This is a genomic window from Endozoicomonas arenosclerae, assembly GCF_001562015.1.
GTDB lineage: Bacteria > Pseudomonadota > Gammaproteobacteria > Pseudomonadales > Endozoicomonadaceae > Endozoicomonas_A > Endozoicomonas_A arenosclerae.
The window spans coordinates 21,763-38,490 of sequence record NZ_LASA01000055.1 but is presented as its reverse complement, the minus strand read 5'-3'; the positions used below and the strand labels follow the sequence as shown (position 1 = coordinate 38,490).

20 protein-coding genes are annotated in these 16,728 nt (G+C 48.9%); 19 read left to right on the top strand and 1 reads right to left on the bottom strand.

All coding sequences use genetic code 11. The features are described 5' to 3' along the window. Nucleotides 1-117 precede the first annotated feature (117 nt). The 9 genes from fliD (at nucleotide 118) to WG89_RS32875 (ending at nucleotide 7,217) form a co-directional block, all read left to right on the top strand. A complete protein-coding gene (fliD, locus tag WG89_RS05770) occupies nucleotides 118-1,473 on the top strand; it encodes a flagellar filament capping protein FliD (RefSeq protein ID WP_062262641.1) in 1,356 nt (451 codons plus the stop codon). A 40-nt stretch (nucleotides 1,474-1,513) separates the two neighbouring features. Further along, the gene (fliS, locus tag WG89_RS05765) at nucleotides 1,514-1,921 is read left to right on the top strand and encodes a flagellar export chaperone FliS (RefSeq protein WP_062262638.1); all 408 of its coding nucleotides are present in this window, start codon (nucleotides 1,514-1,516) and stop codon (nucleotides 1,919-1,921) included. Beyond that, entirely contained in the window at nucleotides 1,908-2,225 is a 318-nt protein-coding gene (fliT, locus tag WG89_RS05760) for a flagellar protein FliT (protein WP_062262635.1), read from the top strand. The genes fliS and fliT overlap by 14 nt, the downstream gene beginning before the upstream one ends. Further along, the gene (locus WG89_RS05755) at nucleotides 2,225-3,436 is read left to right on the top strand and encodes a flagellar hook-length control protein FliK (protein WP_062262632.1); all 1,212 of its coding nucleotides are present in this window, start codon (nucleotides 2,225-2,227) and stop codon (nucleotides 3,434-3,436) included. Before fliT ends, WG89_RS05755 begins: the two co-directional genes overlap by 1 nt. A gap of 149 nt (nucleotides 3,437-3,585) precedes the next feature. Beyond that, nucleotides 3,586-4,080 (top strand): flagellar basal body-associated FliL family protein, encoded by a 495-nt coding sequence (locus WG89_RS05750; protein WP_062262628.1) that lies wholly within the window; start codon nucleotides 3,586-3,588, stop codon nucleotides 4,078-4,080. A gap of 16 nt (nucleotides 4,081-4,096) precedes the next feature. Beyond that, a complete protein-coding gene (fliA, locus tag WG89_RS05745) occupies nucleotides 4,097-4,897 on the top strand; it encodes an RNA polymerase sigma factor FliA (RefSeq protein ID WP_062262625.1) in 801 nt (266 codons plus the stop codon). Between the two features lie 3 nt (nucleotides 4,898-4,900). Beyond that, nucleotides 4,901-5,767: a flagellar motor stator protein MotA gene (gene motA, locus WG89_RS05740; protein WP_062262620.1), complete on the top strand. Its 867-nt coding sequence runs from the start codon at nucleotides 4,901-4,903 to the stop codon at nucleotides 5,765-5,767. 44 nt (nucleotides 5,768-5,811) lie between these two features. Next, nucleotides 5,812-6,753 carry an OmpA family protein gene (locus WG89_RS05735; protein WP_062262617.1) on the top strand — a complete coding sequence of 314 codons (942 nt, stop codon included), beginning with the start codon at nucleotides 5,812-5,814 and terminating at the stop codon, nucleotides 6,751-6,753. Nucleotides 6,754-7,025: 272 nt separating this feature from the next. Continuing rightward, complete coding sequence (locus WG89_RS32875) at nucleotides 7,026-7,217, top strand: type II toxin-antitoxin system VapB family antitoxin (RefSeq protein ID WP_062262614.1); 192 nt, start codon at nucleotides 7,026-7,028, stop codon at nucleotides 7,215-7,217. A gap of 30 nt (nucleotides 7,218-7,247) precedes the next feature. Here the strand turns inward: WG89_RS32875 and flgA are convergent, their stop codons facing one another. Continuing rightward, entirely contained in the window at nucleotides 7,248-7,976 is a 729-nt protein-coding gene (gene flgA / locus WG89_RS05725; RefSeq protein ID WP_079253685.1) for a flagellar basal body P-ring formation chaperone FlgA, read from the bottom strand. A gap of 254 nt (nucleotides 7,977-8,230) precedes the next feature. On the opposite strand from flgA, the gene flgB reads away from it, so the two are divergent. The 10 genes from flgB to flgK all read left to right on the top strand — a co-directional run bounded on the left by flgB (nucleotide 8,231) and on the right by flgK (nucleotide 16,728). After that, nucleotides 8,231-8,614 (top strand): flagellar basal body rod protein FlgB, encoded by a 384-nt coding sequence (gene flgB, locus WG89_RS05720; RefSeq protein ID WP_062262608.1) that lies wholly within the window; start codon nucleotides 8,231-8,233, stop codon nucleotides 8,612-8,614. Between the two features lie 2 nt (nucleotides 8,615-8,616). Further along, entirely contained in the window at nucleotides 8,617-9,042 is a 426-nt protein-coding gene (gene flgC, locus WG89_RS05715) for a flagellar basal body rod protein FlgC (RefSeq protein ID WP_062262606.1), read from the top strand. 3 nt (nucleotides 9,043-9,045) lie between these two features. Continuing rightward, nucleotides 9,046-9,696: a flagellar hook assembly protein FlgD gene (locus WG89_RS05710; protein ID WP_062262604.1), complete on the top strand. Its 651-nt coding sequence runs from the start codon at nucleotides 9,046-9,048 to the stop codon at nucleotides 9,694-9,696. A 10-nt stretch (nucleotides 9,697-9,706) separates the two neighbouring features. Then, nucleotides 9,707-10,945, top strand: coding sequence for a flagellar hook protein FlgE (flgE, locus tag WG89_RS05705; protein ID WP_062262602.1), 1,239 nt, complete (start codon nucleotides 9,707-9,709; stop codon nucleotides 10,943-10,945). Next, nucleotides 10,945-11,685: a flagellar basal body rod protein FlgF gene (locus WG89_RS05700; RefSeq protein WP_062262600.1), complete on the top strand. Its 741-nt coding sequence runs from the start codon at nucleotides 10,945-10,947 to the stop codon at nucleotides 11,683-11,685. The genes flgE and WG89_RS05700 overlap by 1 nt, the downstream gene beginning before the upstream one ends. Before the next feature lie 38 nt (nucleotides 11,686-11,723). Then, nucleotides 11,724-12,509, top strand: a complete 786-nt coding sequence (gene flgG, locus WG89_RS05695; RefSeq protein ID WP_062262598.1) for a flagellar basal-body rod protein FlgG — start codon at nucleotides 11,724-11,726, stop codon at nucleotides 12,507-12,509. Nucleotides 12,510-12,511: 2 nt separating this feature from the next. Beyond that, a complete protein-coding gene (locus tag WG89_RS05690) occupies nucleotides 12,512-13,264 on the top strand; it encodes a flagellar basal body L-ring protein FlgH (protein WP_062262596.1) in 753 nt (250 codons plus the stop codon). An 8-nt stretch (nucleotides 13,265-13,272) separates the two neighbouring features. Then, a complete protein-coding gene (locus WG89_RS05685) occupies nucleotides 13,273-14,355 on the top strand; it encodes a flagellar basal body P-ring protein FlgI (protein ID WP_062262708.1) in 1,083 nt (360 codons plus the stop codon). A gap of 36 nt (nucleotides 14,356-14,391) precedes the next feature. Further along, on the top strand, nucleotides 14,392-14,709 hold the full coding sequence (locus WG89_RS05680; protein ID WP_062262593.1) for a rod-binding protein: 318 nt from the start codon (nucleotides 14,392-14,394) through the stop codon (nucleotides 14,707-14,709). Between the two features lie 69 nt (nucleotides 14,710-14,778). Further along, on the top strand, nucleotides 14,779-16,728 hold the full coding sequence (gene flgK, locus WG89_RS05675; RefSeq protein WP_062262590.1) for a flagellar hook-associated protein FlgK: 1,950 nt from the start codon (nucleotides 14,779-14,781) through the stop codon (nucleotides 16,726-16,728).

Sequence of the window (16,728 nt, the reverse complement as noted above, 5' to 3'; positions counted from 1 at the left end):
AGAGTCGGGTCAAATTCAAAGCAGCCATGAGCGATTCAAAACATTTTGCATCCTCATCAGATACGAAAAATTGATGCGTCAAAATGTTTTTCCTCGAAAAATAGCAGGAGTGAAGTCATGTTTTCAGTCAGTGGTTTCAATTCAGGTCTGGATGTTAATGCCATGGTAACGTCTCTGGTTCAGGCCGAGCGTGCTCCCAAGGAGTCCCAGATCAATCGCTCCCGCAGTGCCTACAATGTTGAGCTTTCAGCTCTGGGCTCTATTCAGGGAGCTATTGATGACTTCCAGACAGCTATAGATAAGCTGAATAATGCTGATTCGTTTCAGGCAAGAACAACCACACTTTCTGATGCCGACGCTATGGTGGTTACAGCAAATAGTGCATCGGTAAAAGGCACCTACAAGCTTCAGGTTAACGCTCTGGCCAGCAGTCATAGCATTGCCTCCGACACTTTTCAGGATGCGGATACTTTCGGTACCGGAAATCTGACGATTAATCTGGGCAGCGACAGCTTCAATGTTGCTTTGACCAATAGCAACAATTCGCTCACAGGTATTCGTGATGCTATCAATTCAGCTTCTGATAACCCCGGTGTTCAAGCCACTATTATCAACGATGGCAGTGGTAAGAGATTACTGCTGACCAGTAATAAATCCGGAGCGGCTAATACTGTTAGCGTTGATGGTAGTGCCCTTACCGTGGGTGGCAGTGATAAAAATCTGACGACAGGTATTTCTGAGTTAAGTCCAGCTCGTGATGCGGAAATAGTTCTGGGTGAGGGGGCTGGACAGATCACCATCAAGTCTACCGATAATCGTTTTGAAAACCTGATTGAAGGTGTCTCTATTGATGTAAAGAAGGTGACGTCTGGTTCAGTCACACTGGATATCGCTGAAAATCCTTCAACCGCGGAAGATGCCGTCAAAGAGTTTGTGGATGCATACAACTCACTCATTAATAAAATTAATGAACTCACTTTATACAGGCCTGGTCAGGATGCTGCTGCACTGGTGGGTGATGCTACGGTCAGATCCTTGCAAAGTCAGCTCAGAAGAATCATCAGTGACAACCCGGGAACGGGCCATATCAAAATGCTGGCTGACATGGGCATCAAGACCCAATCTGATGGGACTTTGTCGGTTACTTCCAGCAAACTGACGGATGCTGTGCAAAATAACTTCAGTGAACTTGCCAGCTTCTTTACCGGAGACTCTGGTATGGCCGGCAAGCTGGATGGGCTTATGGAGGCTTATGACAAGAGTGACGGCATCTTCAAGGATCGAATGGATACCCTGAACAAGAGTCTAGCGAAGCTTGATGATGAAAGACAGGCACTGAATGTCAGAATGGAAACCTTCGAACAATACCTCCGTGATCGCTTTCTTGCGATGGAAACTCTGGTAGGTCAGTTGAACGCTACCAGCCAGTATCTGACCAATAATCTGGCGAGCTTAAACAATAGCAATAACTAAACGATATAGACTGGAGTAATCATCGTCGCAGGAATTCTATATGGCAAATTCGGCTGCAGTGAATGCCTACAGCAAGGTTCAGGGAGGCATCGCTGCTGAAGTTGCAACCCCTCAGAGAATGGTTCAATTGCTTTTCAGTGCCCTCATGAAAGACCTTCATCAAGCTCGAGGATTCATGGAGCGCAAACAGCGTAGCGAGAAAGCCCAGTGTATTGATAAAGCCCTTGATATCATCATTACCCTTAACAGCTCTATTGATATGCAGGCCGGTGGAGAAATGTCCGCCAACCTTCGTGCGCTTTACCAATATTCAATGCAGGGGCTGATTCAGGCCAATGCTCAAGATGATAGTGACAAGCTGGAAGAAGTTATTCGTCTGATGGGCGATATCAAGTCAGCCTGGGATGCCATAACTGATGGATCAGGGGCTCCTGATGAAAAATCCTGACATATTGAAAGAAAAGCTTCAGGAGTCTATCCATAATCTGGGTGAGGCAACCCGGAACAAGGATTGGTCTTCACTGGAAGCTCTGGATTCCGAAGCTCGTCAGGCGATAGAAGAAGCTCTGGATAATGGCTCTGCTCCTTCTGAAGAGGTTAAACGACTGCTGCAGGATCTTCAGATGCTTTATCAGGAAATGATTTCTGCCTGCCAGCTTGAGCGAGATCATATACAGGAACAGTTAATGGCCAGTCGGCGACGTCAGGAAGCCATTGATAACTATCAGCAGAGTGATAAGAGTCGAGGCTGATGGAAAGTTTACCGGTTCTGGATTTCTCTCATTTACTGCCTTCATCATCGGGCAATGCTTCGATCCATCCTAATGGACAGTCTCTGCCAGACTTACCTGACCTTCAGTCAACGACTACGGGTGGAGAGTCATTTGATCTGCTACTGAATTTGTTATCGAGTCAGCCATTAAAAGACGTTGCTCAGTCAGCTCTGAATACTGAGCCTTATGCTCAGCTCCAGGCAGACACTGAAGTTTTACATCACTTACCTCCTGAGATAGCCGCTTTGGCCATTGATCAGGTTCCAAAACCTCTTCCAAAAGGTCAGTCTGACCTGCAAGTTCTGGCGCAAAATTACCCTTCAGTTCAAGTCGATAATTCATCTCTAAAACTGAAGCAGCAGCCCTTGGAAGTCACTGCTGTTGCAAACAGAGCGGCTGAACAATCAGTTTTGAACAAGGATGCTGAATTACTTTCAGAGCAACAACCATTGCAGAAGTCAGAAGAATTCAGGGCATTAAGAGAACTCTCAATGACTGATGGGAAGCCTGTCCAGAAAGAGATGCCCATTCAGGAAAGCAGAGAACTCAAACCTGAATTGTTAGCTCGGGAGATAAAAGTTGCTGAAGCGCCCCTCAAACCAGAACTTTCCACCAAGGTAGAATCCCAACTTCAGACATTTAATACACAGAGTAATTCAGCAACATCTGTGAGTACCCCCAGTTTGAGTCTGCAGGTGGTAGAGCCTAAATCTATGACGATGCCAGCCGCTCTGCAGGTTGAACCACAACCTTCGATGACGATGCGTCTTAAGGAGTTTCAGGACTTTCCCAATGCCATGGGAGATCGTCTGGCCTGGCTGGCCAGTCGTGATCAGAAAACAGCGGTTATTCGTCTCGATCCTCCTGAGTTGGGCAAGCTTGAATTACTGTTGAATATTGATGGTGATAAGGTTTCTGTAAACTTCCAGGCTTCCGGTAATGCCGTTCGGGAGCTGATCCTGCAACAGATTGATCGACTTCGCATGGCCATGGCGGGCCATGATCTGGATCTGGTCAATGTCGATGTTTCTTCGGATAAGGAATCCGGTAGACAAAAGGACGAACTGGCCTCCCCTCCCCCTGCTTCAGTTTCAAATCTCATGGTCGATGAGAGTACTGATGAAAGCGGCAACCTGACATCAGGTCCTTACACGACTGTAACTTCCGGTTTTCTGGATACTTTTGCCTGAGACCTGACGGGCTGAAACCGATATTTCTTTCATCAAAAAACACTTTATCTACCGTGAAAATTCCGTTTCGGCAGCTCTGTAATGATTTTCACGGTTTGAGGGGAGCTGAATTACGGCTCATGGCTGTTTAATGCTGGCAGGGCAGAATTATGGCTGATGAAGAACAAGAAGGTGGGGCGGAAAGCCCAAAGAAGAGCTCGGGTAAGTCGCTGATTATTGTCATCGTTTTACTGTTGTTGATGCTTTTGGGAGGAGGCGCTTTTGCGGCCTGGTATTTCATGGCTGCGAAACCAGAAATGGCTGAAACACCCGAGGTAGTCAAGCCGGAAGTGCCTAAATTTGTCACTCTGGAACCCTTTGTGATCAGCCTCCAGACACAAGGTCGTCCTCGTTATATGCAAATCAAGCTGACGCTTATGAGTCGTGACGAAGGTGCTGTTGAGGTGCTCAAAACCTATGTGCCATTGATTCGCAATGCCATCGTCAACTATCTCAGTCAGATGACCTACAAGGAAGCAACGGCCAAGGAAGCGACTGACCAGATTCGGCACAACACTATAGAGCGGATCAATGAATTGCTGACCGCAGAGCTGGCAGCTGTAGCGCTCGAAGACCTGTTAATTACTGATCTGGTGGTTCAATAACCGGGAAGTGACGGCGATGCCTGACTCTCAACCACCCACCGGGAGCCATCCGTATTCAGGCTCTGGTCAGAAACTGTCAGGAGCTTCAGCTCTGGGCGGGAGCGGTGCGATGGCCTACAGTCAGGTGCAACAGCTGGATGTTAAAGAGCTGGTGCACAGCCATACCGGTCTGGTAAAGAAAACGGCGCTGCATTTAATGGGGCTCACAGGCAGTACCGTCTCATTGGATGATCTGATTCAGTCAGGGTTGGTAGGGCTGCTTGAAGCAGCCAGAAGGTATGATGGCCGGGGTCTGGCAGGGTTCAGAAAGTTTGCACAGCTGCGCATCCATGGAGCCATGATCGATCAGCTGAGAGCCATTGATGGACGACCAAGATCGTTCAGAGAAGACAGCAGAGATATTCGTAAGGCGATCAAGACACTGGAAGGGCGCCTGGGCCGTCCTCCCAGAGAGAGAGAAGTTGCTGAAGAGCTGGGCGTTGAGCTTCATGAATATCAGCAGATGCTGATCGAAGGCAATATCAGCCATATTGTCAGCTTGGAAGATCTGATTGCCGGCAGTGATAGCGTCTCGTATCAGCAGTCGTCTGATCAGCAGGAAGAGAGGGGTCTGAACAGCAGTACTCTTGCTTCAGCGCTCGGGCATTTATCTGAGCGGGAACAACTGCTGTTGAATCTTTATTATGAGCACGAGCTCAACATGAAGGAAGTGGCCCAGGTTCTTGAAATTACTGAGGCCAGAGTCTGCCAGCTGCATCGACAGGCGTTAATGCAGTTGAAATCCATTCTGCAGGCTGGAAAAGACAAGGAGGTTTGACCAGTGCTCATTCTGATTGGCTTGGTTATACTTTTTGCCAGCATATTTGGTGGTTATGTGCTGGCTCACGGAAAAATGCTGGCACTCTGGCAACCTTATGAGATCCTGATTATTGCAGGTGGTGCATTCGGTGCCATGATCATAGCCAACCCTCCCCAGGTCCTAAGAGCCATTGGCAGACACACCAGGTATGTTTTTGGCAGTTCGGGATTTAATAAAATTTATTACGATGAACTGATGCACTTGTTGAATGCAATTTTCGTCATGCTTCGTCGACAGGGGGGTCGAAAGACTCTGGAAGAACATATAGAAAATCCTGCCGAGAGTTCGCTTTTTAATACCTACCCCCGCATTGCCACCACGCCTCATGTTCAGAATTTTATTGTGGATAATCTCCGTCTGGTTCTGGTTGAGGCTATTGAAACCCATGAGCTGGAAGCCCTGATTGAAGAGGAAATGCATAATCATGAAGTAGAGATGACACGTCCAGTACAGGCACTTCAAACGACAGCTGATGCTTTGCCCGGGTTTGGAATCATGGCTGCTGTGTTAGGCATTGTTATTACTATGCAGTCTCTGGATGGACCAGCAGGCCAGATTGGTACTCATATTGCTGCCGCCCTGGTGGGTACCTTCATGGGCGTTTTTCTTGGTTATGGTGTAGTGGGCCCATTGGCTGCAGCCATTGAACACTCTATCAAATACGAAATGAAAGCTTATGAGCTGATCAAGACCGCAATTGTCAGCCATCATGGCGGTACACCACCGGAAATCTCTATTGATGCAGGCAGAAAGATGCTGTTTGGAGAGAACCGGCCTTCATTCACTGAGATGGAAGAAATTATCAGTGAGAAGAAGCCGCAGTCCTGATACACCACTTCTGGGCATCACTCATCTTCATAAGGTAAGAACCTGTGAGTGAGAACAAGACCATAGTGATCAAGCGTGTCCTGCATGGACACGGAGGGCATCATGGAGGAGGCTGGAAAGTCGCCCTGGCAGACTTTGCCCTGGCCATGATGGCACTCTTTCTTGTGCTGTGGTTATTGAATGTTGCCGATGATGATCAAAAAGCGGCAATTGCCGCTTATTTTGCCGATCCAGGTGCTTTCCGCCACAAGAGCAGTCTCAGTCCGATTGATTTTGGTGGTAAGCAAACCATTATGAATATCGAAGGAGAAGGTCTGGCCATGAAAGGCCGGGAAGGTCCGGAAATCATCAGTGATGGTAACGCCACCACCCAAAATAAGAATCCTGACTTCAAACCCTTTATGGATGAACTCCAGAGTTTGATTATCGGTTTGAAGAAAGAAAAAGAGTTCTACGACTATATTCACCTGGAAATGTTGCCGGAAGGATTGAGAATCGTCATTCTCGACAGTGATAAAGGCAATATGTTTCGCAGTGGCAGCTCGGCCATCACAGCCTTCTATGAAGACCTCTTATTGGCGATTGCTCCCATCATTGCGAAAGCGAAGCGACCTCTCATGGTCAGCGGTCATACCGATTCTGTAGCCTATGCCCGGGATGATTACTCAAACTGGGAACTGTCGAGCAGCCGAGCCCAGGTGGCGAGGAGAACCCTGATCCACGGTGGAGTCCCGGATCAACAGGTTTTATTTGTTGTTGGAATGGCGGACAGGGTTCCACGCATTATGGATGACCCCGAAAGTGGTGCTAACCGTCGAATTGAAATCTTGCTATTGAATGAAGTCACAGAACACCGAATGATCGATATGTTTGCTCCAGTTGATGAGCGCCATGACAAGGATCATCCGGTGGGCAGCAGTGCTGTCAAAGAGGCAAAGAGTAAAGCGGAAGCGAACCAGTTGCCTGAGGTGTACCAGCCGGAATAACTCCCAAAAAACGTTTGATTCTCTGATGATTCATTTAGTGTTACCTAGTGCAGCCAAGCGTTCATAGTCATACATACTCCGTTCATCCTGAGCTTGTCGAAGGATGCTGGTAAGGCACTTCGACAAGCTCAGTGCGAACGGTATGGGGTTTAGTGCTTAGCTGTACTATCAAGCTCTCAAAGGTATGAAGTCTGGGTGTTTAATTTTGGAAGCATGCTTTGTAGGGTAAGACTAAGCTGGTTATAGAAATACATTGCATAGAAGTCTCCCTAATGCTTACAAACCTTTCAATTGATGATGATCTTGTTAAAGAAGCTCAGAAATTAGGTGGTCATAAAACCAGGAGAGAGACTGTTAATGTAGCATTGACAGAGTACATCAAGCACAGAAAACAGCAGGAAACACTGGGTTCATTTGGAAGTGTCTTATACGAAAATTGTTACAACGATAAAAACCAATCCTAAGCCAGCTTTCTCTTAGCATTATCTCTTTGTTTAATAATCCGTCTTAACCTTTCCCTTATCAACAACTCTGGCGACAACAACTTTTCCTGACTTCAGGTTTCGTACACTGATCTGGTCGTATTTCTGGCCTTTTTGAAGGGCGATGCCGGGCATGGTGACCTGGAAGCCGGCTGAGCCAGCAATAATTATGACTTTTTCTCCTTTGTTGATGAGATCAGCCGCTCTCAGCAGGCGTCGGGTTATGACTTTATCCTGTGTAATGGTTCTTCTGGCTTTCTGTCCCGCAACTGATTCAATCGATGTGAAATAGCCCTGTTTCAGTCTGGCTATATCCATTTCTCTTACCTGCAGCTGCTCAGAAAAAATTTGCTCATCCCTTTCAAGAGTGACGCCACTGACTACAACCGGCAGATAAACCGCAATCTCTGCTTTGACCAGAATATTCCAGGATGAGCCTTTCCTGCAGCTGACCTTGGTGCTGACATTTCCCAGCGGCTTTTTGGAGGAGTTAACCAGTGCAACTATTGGGGCTGCACCACAAACCGGGAGCCTGTTCAGTCCAGGAGGTGGTTTGAGAAGAATAGTGTATTGGGAGGAGCCAAGATTCTGTGTGTAATCTTTTACTTTCTTTTCAAGGTATTGATCGGTGGCCTGAAGAATCTGTTCTTCCGAGGTGAGGTCAGAACCCTGGATAAGGGTTGAATGGGCCATAAGCGGCAGTAGTGTTGCCAACCTTAGCCAGTACCAGTGCCTTTTCATAACATGCCAGAGGAAAATCCTTTCCCGCTTCCGGATACATCCGGAAAACTCCCGGTCACAGAGGAAGGAATTTTCCGCCTTTCTCCCTGTCTTTTTTCTTTCAGAGTAACCCTTTGCAGGGGTTGAAACCAGAGACAATCCACAGAACAGGCACTCAAAGTTTGAATTTTAAAAGTTGGCACACTATTCGCTTAATGTACTGGATGCAGGCAACGGTTGCCTGGTAAAACATCATTGGCTCAAAGGAATGAACCATGATCAGCTTTGAACAGGCTCTGGGTATTCACCCTCAGGCATTGGCATTTCGATCTTCCAGAGCGCAGATTCTGGCAGGTAACCTGGCCAATGTTGATACGCCAAAGTTTCTTGCCAGAGACATTCGGTTTGATGATGTTCTCGAAGGAGAGCTGACCGGCAAGGTCAACACCGACAATCTTCACATGCCTATGGGACCCGATGGAACCGAGTCCAGCCTCCTTTACCGACTTCCCTTTCAGAAATCATCCGATGGCAATACGGTTGAACTTCATGTTGAGCAGGGTGAGTTCACCCAGAACTCAATACAGTTTCAGGCCAGCCTGACTTTTCTGAATAAGAAACTCAAAGGCCTTGAGTTGGCCATTAACGGAAGGGTTTGATTATGTCTCTGGAAAATATTTACGGAGTCATCGGCTCTTCCCTCACCTCTCAAAGCATCCGGCTCAATGCTGTGGCCAGTAATATTGCCAACGCCAATACCGCAGCTTCTTCCCCGGAGGCTGTTTTCAAGGCATTGAAGCCGGTATTCAGAACGGTGTACGACGAAGTTCTGACAGAGGGGGGAGGTACTGCTCCCGTCGCCAAAGTAGAAGTGGATTCAGTGATCAGACAGCCTTCAGAGGCTATCAGGCAGTATGAACCTGAGCATCCTCTGGCAGACGAGACCGGGTATGTTTACTACCCGAGCATCAGTGTCATTGAAGAAATGGCTGACATGTTATCAGCCTCTCGATCCTTTCAAACCAGCATGGAAGTGATGACAACCGCCAAGCAGTTACAGCAGCGCTTGTTAGCACTGGGAGCTTGATTTATGTCTATAACGGGAATCGGACAGTCACAGCAACCGAGTAGTGCTGGAGTTCAGGAAGCCAAGCCAAATGATGCGCTGGATAAAAGTCAGTTTCTGACACTCCTGCTGGCTCAAATCGAAAACCAGGACCCACTCAACCCTCAGGACAGCTCTGAGTTCACTACTCAGTTAGCTCAAATCACAAGTGTGGAAAATCTTGAGTCCATCAATAAACAGATCTCGGGTTTAACCAGCTCTTTGCAGTTATCGCAATCTCTTAATGCCAAAGCGCTGGTGGGTGAAAACGTTCTGGTTCAAGGCAGCAGTATGTCTGTTCAGGACGATGGCAAGATCACCGGTGAGGTTTCTGTGGCGGCAAACAGTGAGGCTTTAACCCTGAATATTTATGGAGCCAATAAGCAGCTTGTGGACCAGGTGGAGTTGGGCGCTTCTGCAGCGGGGAATATCGACTTCTCTACCAATTCTCTTGAAGCGGGTACTTATACCGTGACTGCAACGGCTCTGGTGAACGGTGAACGTTACAACGTCCCCATCAATCTGGCGGCAAAAGTAGACAGCGTTACCATACCGGGCAATGGGCAGGAATCAACCGTATCTCTGGCTGGCATTGGCGAACTGCCATTGTCGTCCATTCGGAAAATAGGAAACTGAGGGAACAGTTATGTCATTTGGAATAGGACTCAGCGGACTGAATGCAGCCAGGCAGGATCTGGATGTCATCAGTAACAACATCGCCAACTCCAACACTGTCGGCTTCAAAGGCTCAAGAACTGAGTTTGCAGATCTATATGCCTCATCGGTGGGGGGCAGCGCCAGTAAGGGGACAGGGGTTCAGCTGGCCAATACAGCTCAGCAGTTTTCCCAGGGTGATCGAATCAATACTGAAAACAGTCTGGATATGATGATCACCGGTAACGGCTATTTTGTGGTTGATCAGAACGGTGAGAAATCATTCACCCGTGCAGGCTACTTCGCCCTGGATTCTGACAAGAATGTGGTGAATAACCAGGGTTTGAATTTACAGGGATACGCTGCCGATGCGGCCGGGAACATTCTGCCAGGTACGCTGACTGATCTTAAGATTGGCCAAAGTGAGTTGCCAGCGACTGCGACGACCAGTGTCACAGGCTCTGCCAACCTGGATTCAAGGAATACAGTACCGGGCGTCGGTACCTTCAACCCTTCAGACCCCAACAGCTACAACAATACCATGGCGTTCAATGTTTATGACAGCCAGGGGAATCCCCATACATTGAGTATGTACTTCGTGAAGGATGCAACGCCGAATCAGTGGACGGTGAATTTCCAGTTTGATAACGCCACAATCAACGATGCGGGTGGTACACCCATTAGTTCTCAAACGATCACGTTTAATTCCAGTGGTCAGCTGGCTACCGGTGGTACATTCAGTATTCCCGTGCCTGAAGCTACCAATGCTTCACTGGTGGGTGTAGCAGATATGACCATGAACATTGATCTGAGCACTTTCAGTCAGTTGGGCTCTGATTTTACGGTGAATAAAGCCACTCAGGATGGCTTCCCTCCCGGGCAATTGACCGGTCTTGAAGTCAGCAAGGATGGTGTTTTGAAAGCACTTTACTCTAATGGCCAGAGTGCCGTTCAGGGGCAAATTGTTCTGGCTGCTTTTCCAAACGACAACGGATTAATACCCTCCGGTGACAGTCTTTGGTCAGCTTCCTTTGCTTCTGGTAGTCCGTTATTTGGTGCAGCGGGCAAAGGTTCTATGGGTCAGCTTCAATCAGCGGCTCTGGAGCAATCCAACGTAGACCTTTCCAGAGAATTGGTGAGGTTGATTGAAGCCCAGAGAAACTATCAGGCCAATGCCAAGACCATTGAAACCTCCAGTAGTTTAACCCAGACACTGATGCAGATTATCTGATGGATAAGGTTATCTACATTGGCATGAGCGGTGCCAGACATGCCCAGACAGCCCAGCGTATTCATGCGAACAATCTGGCAAACATTAATACCGGTGGCTTTCGGTCTGATTTTAGTTATGCCGTGACCAAGCAGATGGAAGGTGAGGGGAATGACAGTCGTTACATGGTAGCTACTGCGGGTGGTGGAAGCCGCCTGAATCCCGGAACCCTGTCTCATACAGGACGAGTGCTGGATGTGGCAGTCAATGGTTCTGGTTGGATAGCTGTAGAGGATGCCGCTGGGGGGGAAGCATATACCCGAGCCGGTCATTTAAGGACCAGTGTTGATGGCAATCTGCTGACTGAGCAGGGTCTGCCAGTTATGGGTGATGGTGCACCTATTAATATTCCGGCTTACCAACAGCTGGATATTGGAATAGACGGCAGCATCTCTATTATCCCGGTAGGAGGTGCTGGTGCTCAGCCGGTTGAAGTGGGTCGAATCAAGCTGGTGAATCCAGAGACCCGACTGATTGGCAAAAGTGAAGATGGATTGTTTCGAATGCTTAATGGTGAAGAAGCGGATGTGGATGAAGCGGTACAAATCAAATCCGGATATCTCGAAGCCAGTAACGTCAGTGCCGTATCAGAGCTGGTGCAGATGATGCATTTAAGCCGACAGTTTGAAGTCCAGGTAAAAGTAATGAAGACAGCCAGTGAGTTGGCGTCCGCAGGCGACAGAATGATGCGTGGACGGTAACTTCCGAAGGCAATAATTAACTGGAAAAAGGATTTTCCATGAACCCGTCTCTTTGGATCAGTAAAACCGGTCTGAGTGCTCAAGACAAGCAGATGGCCGTGATCTCTAACAATCTGGCCAACGTCAGCACCATAGGTTTCAAGCGTGACAGGGTCAGTTTTGAAGATCTTTTCTATCACGTAGAGCGTCAGCCCGGAGCCCTCTCTGACCAACAGAATGAATTACCCTCCGGTCTTCAGCTGGGGAGTGGCGTACGCATTACCGGTACCCAGAAAGTCTTTACTCCAGGCAGTTATCAAACCACCAATCAGTCCCTGGATATGGCCATTGTCGGAAATGGTTTTTTCAGGGTATTGATGCCAGATGGTTCTCCTGCCTATACCCGAAATGGCCAGTTTCACCTTAATACTCAGGGCACTATGGTGACGGCAGCAGGTTTGCCATTGGAGCCAGAAATTACAGTACCCAATGGCGCTCAGAATCTGACCATTAGTCGTGACGGCATTGTGATGGTGACTTTGCCCGGAGAGGTGGATCCCACAGAAATCGGGCAGGTTAACCTGGTGTCGTTTGTTAACCCGGCGGGTTTGGCCAGTCGGGGCGGCAACCTTTATGTCCAGACTGCTTCCAGTGGAGAAGAAGTTGAAGCTGCGCCTGGATCAGAAGGCTTGGGCGAAGTGAAGCAGTTTACTCTGGAAGCTTCGAACGTCAGTGTTGTGGAAGAACTGGTCAACATGATTTCAGTGCAGCGAGCCTATGAGATGAATTCCAAGGCCATTTCTGCCGCAGACGAAATGATGTCCTATGCCAATCAGGTGCTCTGATCATGATTAGACAGCTGAGTAACATCTATCCTCTTATGCTGGTCTGGGTGACTTCGTTTCTTCTGTTGGGGTGTACCGGAATGCCCAATACCAAGCAAAAATACGATCGCATTCCTCCAGCCAAACCGGCTGCGGTTCAGCCTGTTACTGCTATACCTGTTTCAGCTCCAGAGGTGAGGCAAGTTGATACAGGAACAGCCGGAAGTCTTTATCGAGCTAACTATCCTGTTCAGATATTTTCCGACCGCAGAGCTTATCGAGTTGGAGATATCCTGACGATCAACATTGCCGGGGATAACTTCGATATCAAGAAGGATTCCAACACCACACTCGATAAGAATGGGTCGATAGCATTCAATGATCCGACCATTTTCGGGAAAACCGGGGCCAGTATCCTGGGCTCAGGTCGATCCTTGGCATTCAATGCTGCACCTACACGACAATCCTATGGCAACACCAACCTGAAAAGAGCGTCAAAGCTCACCGAGGGGCAGATTGCAGTACAAGTCATTCAGGTTCTCCCCAACGGTGCTTTGCGCGTGCAGGGGGAAAAGTGGCTGCAACTGAATAACGAAGCGGAGTTTGTTCGTGTCAGCGGCATGCTCAGGCCTGAAGATATCAATACCAATAACGAAGTGGCTTCTACCAAGCTGGCTCAGGCTCGAATTACCTACTCCGGAGTGGGCAGTGATGCTGACGTTCATGAGCCTGGCTGGGGCACCAAGATTATTAACAGTCCATGGTTTCCATTTTAGGAGGGAGTATGAAAAAGCTTCTTTCGATACTCCTGTTGTTGACGGCTTGGCAAGCCCACGCAGAACGTTTGCTGGACCTTGTTGATATTCAGGGCGTACGCAGTAATCAGCTGATTGGTTACGGGCTGGTTGTGGGGCTTGATGGGACTGGCGACAGTGGCAGTACCGAGTTCACCAATCAATCGTTGGTTAATATGCTCCGTGAGTTTGGTATCACGCTGAGTAAAGAACCTTCTGTGGATAACGTGGCAGCCGTGTCTGTCCATGCAGAATTGCCTGCCTTTGTTCGCCCAGGTCAGAAGATTAATGTAACTGTGTCTTCTATAGGCGATGCCAAAAGCATCAGGGGTGGTGCGCTACTGATGACTTCTCTGAAAGGGATTGATGGTGAAGTGTATGCCATAGCCCAGGGGAATGTTCTGGTCGGTGGAGCTTCCGCCAGTGGCGCCAGTGGCTCCAGAGTAACCATCAACAGTACCAGTGCCGGTATTATTCCTAATGGGGCAATTGTAGAAAGAACGGTCGCCTCTGGATTTAATCACGGGCCCATCATTCTGAATCTGCGTGAAAGAAGCTTTTCCACAGCTCGAACCATCGCTTCCACTATTAACAAGGTTATTGGTCCCAAGGTTGCTTCAGCCCTCAACGGTTCAACGGTTGAAGTGCGTGCGCCCCAGGAGAGCGATCAGCGGGTTACTTACATGGCCATGCTGGAAGAAATGCAGGTTGAACCTTCCGCACCACCCGCAAGGGTCATCTTTAACTCACGGACCGGCACCGTTGTGATGGGGCAGAACATTCGCGTACTGCCTGCAGCTGTCAGCCATGGCAGTCTGGTGGTGACCGTCAGGGAGTCGACCGAAGTGAGTCAGCCCAATCCGTTCGGACAGGGTACTACTACGGCAATAGATAAGAGCGATGTGCAAATTGAAGAGCAGAAGGGTCGAACTTTTATCATGCCCGACAGTGTTTCTCTTCAGGAGATTGTCACCGCCATTAACAGTGTGGGGGCTACGCCTACCGACCTCATGTCGATACTGCAGGCATTAAAAGCAGCCGGAGCCCTAAGGGCTGAGTTGATTGTCATTTAATTATGGAAATGCAGCTCATGGCTGCTTGAGGATTGTATGAATATTACAGGGATGCCATCGGATGCCCTCTTGCAACAGGGCAAACTGAATCAGATCAAGACTCAAGGCGATACGCCAGAAGCTTTGAGAGAAGCCGCTGAAGCGTTTGAATCGGTCTTTATGCACATGCTTTTGAAGAACATGCGACAGGCCAACGAGGCTTTCAGCGATGAAAATCTGCTCGGCGGCCAGAATGAAAAGCAGTTCCAGTCAATGATGGATACCCAGCTTGCTTCTGACTTGAGTAACAGCGGTGGGCTGGGGCTGGCGGATGTCATGATTCGGCAGTTGAGTCGGGGAGTAGAGAGCCGATAAATTCAGGAGGCTGTCTGTTTACAGAGAGTCTCTTCAGGGAAGAAAAGGTCAAAAACAGGGAATAGTTTTATGAGCCTGCTGGAAATTGGCAAGTCGGGCATTATCGCCTCACAGGCCGCACTCAATGTCACCAGTAACAACGTAGCCAATGCCAATACTGAGGGGTACAGTCGGCAGCGTGTGCAATTGTTGCCAGTGGCCACTACTTTGCCAGGCTATATCAGTCGTGGATCGGGTGTGGTAGCAGGGGACATTACCCGAATTGCCAATACTTTCCTGACCAGTCAGGTTTGGGACAGTACAACGGTCAGCAGTCAGAAAAAGATCATGAATGAATACCTCAGCGAGCTGGACAAGCTGCTGGGGAACGAAAGCACCTCCCTGGCCAAGGGCATCAACAGTTTTTTCACGGCACTTAATGCGGCTTCTTCTGAACCCCTTTCCATGTCTGCCCGTCAACAGGTGATCAGTACCGCCCAGACACTAGTGACACGTTTTAATAATCTTGCTTCTCAGCTGGATAAACAGAATCAGTTGCTGCTCAAGCAGATGGATACTTCCGCCCAGCAGGTCAATAGTCTTGCCAACAGTATTGCAGCACTGAATGACAGTATTCGAACCGCTGCTACGGGTAATGCCCAGCCAAACAGTTTGCTGGATGAGCGGGATCAGGCCGTAACCAAACTCGCTGAGCTGGTAGGCGTCACGGTACTGGAACAGCCAGATGGCTCGATGAATATTTACCTGCAATCCGGCCAGCCGCTGGTGCTGGGTGATCAGGCCAACAAGCTGGAAGTCAGAGCCAATCCCAATGATCCGAGAAAGTCAGAAATTTTATTAAACACCTCCAATTCAACTCTGTCTCTGGGTGACAACCTGGGGGGATTAATGGGGGGGCTGCAGAGTTATCAGAACGATGTGCTGGGCAATATCATGAATCAGCTGGGGCGTGTGGCTCTGGCGGTGAGTGATCAGATGAATACAACCCTGGCACAGGGTACGGATCTGGATGGCAACGCAGGTACTCCGGGAAATTACCTTTTCAACGATATCAACTGGCTGCCGCAGAAAGATCGTATCGTCAAAACCACTGGCTCGGGCGATGCATTGATGGGAATGGCGGTGACCAACAGCAGTGCCCTGCAGGATCAACAGTATCGGTTGGATGTTGGTGCTGGTGGCACTTTTACAGTGTATGACGCATCAAACGCCGTAGTAACTACTGTACCTGCTGCAGGATCGACCCTGGCTGCTGGCGGCATCATTGCTTTTAATGGTTTGGAAATTACCCTCCATAAAGGGGCTCTGCAGAATGGCGACAGTTATCGCCTTTCCCTGCCTCTTTCCGGTTCTCCCGCTGCAACCCGAGCTGTTGAGCTGAACAGGGCTGGCGGCAGTACTGGGCTGGTTCTGGTGGAAATCAGCGATACCAGTCAGATTACTACCAGTGATTATGCTCTGAGTATTACTTCAGGAGCGCCTGACCAGTACACCCTGATCCGTAAAAGCGACGGCCAGAGCTGGAGTGGCGATGCGACTGATCTGAATACGGGCATCACGGTTGATGGTCTCAACATAATGGTGAACAACGGTACGCTGGCTGCTGGTGACCAATTTGTTCTCCAACCCACCCGTGAAGGTTCATCTCAACTTGAGGTGGTGATGGAGAGTGCCAGAAGCCTGGCTTTTTCCGCCAGTGGGAGTCCCGGTGACAATGGCAATCTGCAAAAGGTTCTTGAGTTACAAAACAAGGATGTGCTGCAGGGCGATTTGAGCCTGGCAGAAAGTTACACACAGATTGTCGGATATGTCGGTGTACTCACGGCTCAGGCCAAGACAGAAGCTTCTGCCAGTGTCGCTTTGCTGCAACAGGCAGAGGCGGCCAAAGGCGCCGTCAGTGGCGTTAACCTGGATGAAGAAGCGGTTGATCTTATGAGGTTCCAGCAGGCCTACAGTGCCAATGCCAAAGTGATTTCTGTAGCTCAGAGTACCTTTGATGCTCTGCTAAGAATGTTTTAA

Bases quoted from the DNA above. Each gene is read 5' to 3' on its own strand.
- fliD (WP_062262641.1), top strand. From the start codon at position 118: ATGTTTTCAGTCAGTGGTTTCAATTCAGGTCTGGATGTTAATGCCATG.
- fliS (WP_062262638.1), top strand. From the start codon at position 1,514: ATGGCAAATTCGGCTGCAGTGAATGCCTACAGCAAGGTTCAGGGAGGC.
- fliT (WP_062262635.1), top strand. From the start codon at position 1,908: ATGAAAAATCCTGACATATTGAAAGAAAAGCTTCAGGAGTCTATCCAT.
- WG89_RS05755 (WP_062262632.1), top strand. From the start codon at position 2,225: ATGGAAAGTTTACCGGTTCTGGATTTCTCTCATTTACTGCCTTCATCA.
- WG89_RS05750 (WP_062262628.1), top strand. From the start codon at position 3,586: ATGGCTGATGAAGAACAAGAAGGTGGGGCGGAAAGCCCAAAGAAGAGC.
- fliA (WP_062262625.1), top strand. From the start codon at position 4,097: ATGCCTGACTCTCAACCACCCACCGGGAGCCATCCGTATTCAGGCTCT.
- WG89_RS32875 (WP_062262614.1), top strand. From the start codon at position 7,026: ATGCTTACAAACCTTTCAATTGATGATGATCTTGTTAAAGAAGCTCAG.
- flgA (WP_079253685.1), bottom strand. From the start codon at position 7,976: ATGAAAAGGCACTGGTACTGGCTAAGGTTGGCAACACTACTGCCGCTT.
- flgB (WP_062262608.1), top strand. From the start codon at position 8,231: ATGATCAGCTTTGAACAGGCTCTGGGTATTCACCCTCAGGCATTGGCA.
- flgC (WP_062262606.1), top strand. From the start codon at position 8,617: ATGTCTCTGGAAAATATTTACGGAGTCATCGGCTCTTCCCTCACCTCT.
- WG89_RS05710 (WP_062262604.1), top strand. From the start codon at position 9,046: ATGTCTATAACGGGAATCGGACAGTCACAGCAACCGAGTAGTGCTGGA.
- flgE (WP_062262602.1), top strand. From the start codon at position 9,707: ATGTCATTTGGAATAGGACTCAGCGGACTGAATGCAGCCAGGCAGGAT.
- WG89_RS05700 (WP_062262600.1), top strand. From the start codon at position 10,945: ATGGATAAGGTTATCTACATTGGCATGAGCGGTGCCAGACATGCCCAG.
- flgG (WP_062262598.1), top strand. From the start codon at position 11,724: ATGAACCCGTCTCTTTGGATCAGTAAAACCGGTCTGAGTGCTCAAGAC.
- WG89_RS05690 (WP_062262596.1), top strand. From the start codon at position 12,512: ATGATTAGACAGCTGAGTAACATCTATCCTCTTATGCTGGTCTGGGTG.
- WG89_RS05685 (WP_062262708.1), top strand. From the start codon at position 13,273: ATGAAAAAGCTTCTTTCGATACTCCTGTTGTTGACGGCTTGGCAAGCC.
- WG89_RS05680 (WP_062262593.1), top strand. From the start codon at position 14,392: ATGAATATTACAGGGATGCCATCGGATGCCCTCTTGCAACAGGGCAAA.
- flgK (WP_062262590.1), top strand. From the start codon at position 14,779: ATGAGCCTGCTGGAAATTGGCAAGTCGGGCATTATCGCCTCACAGGCC.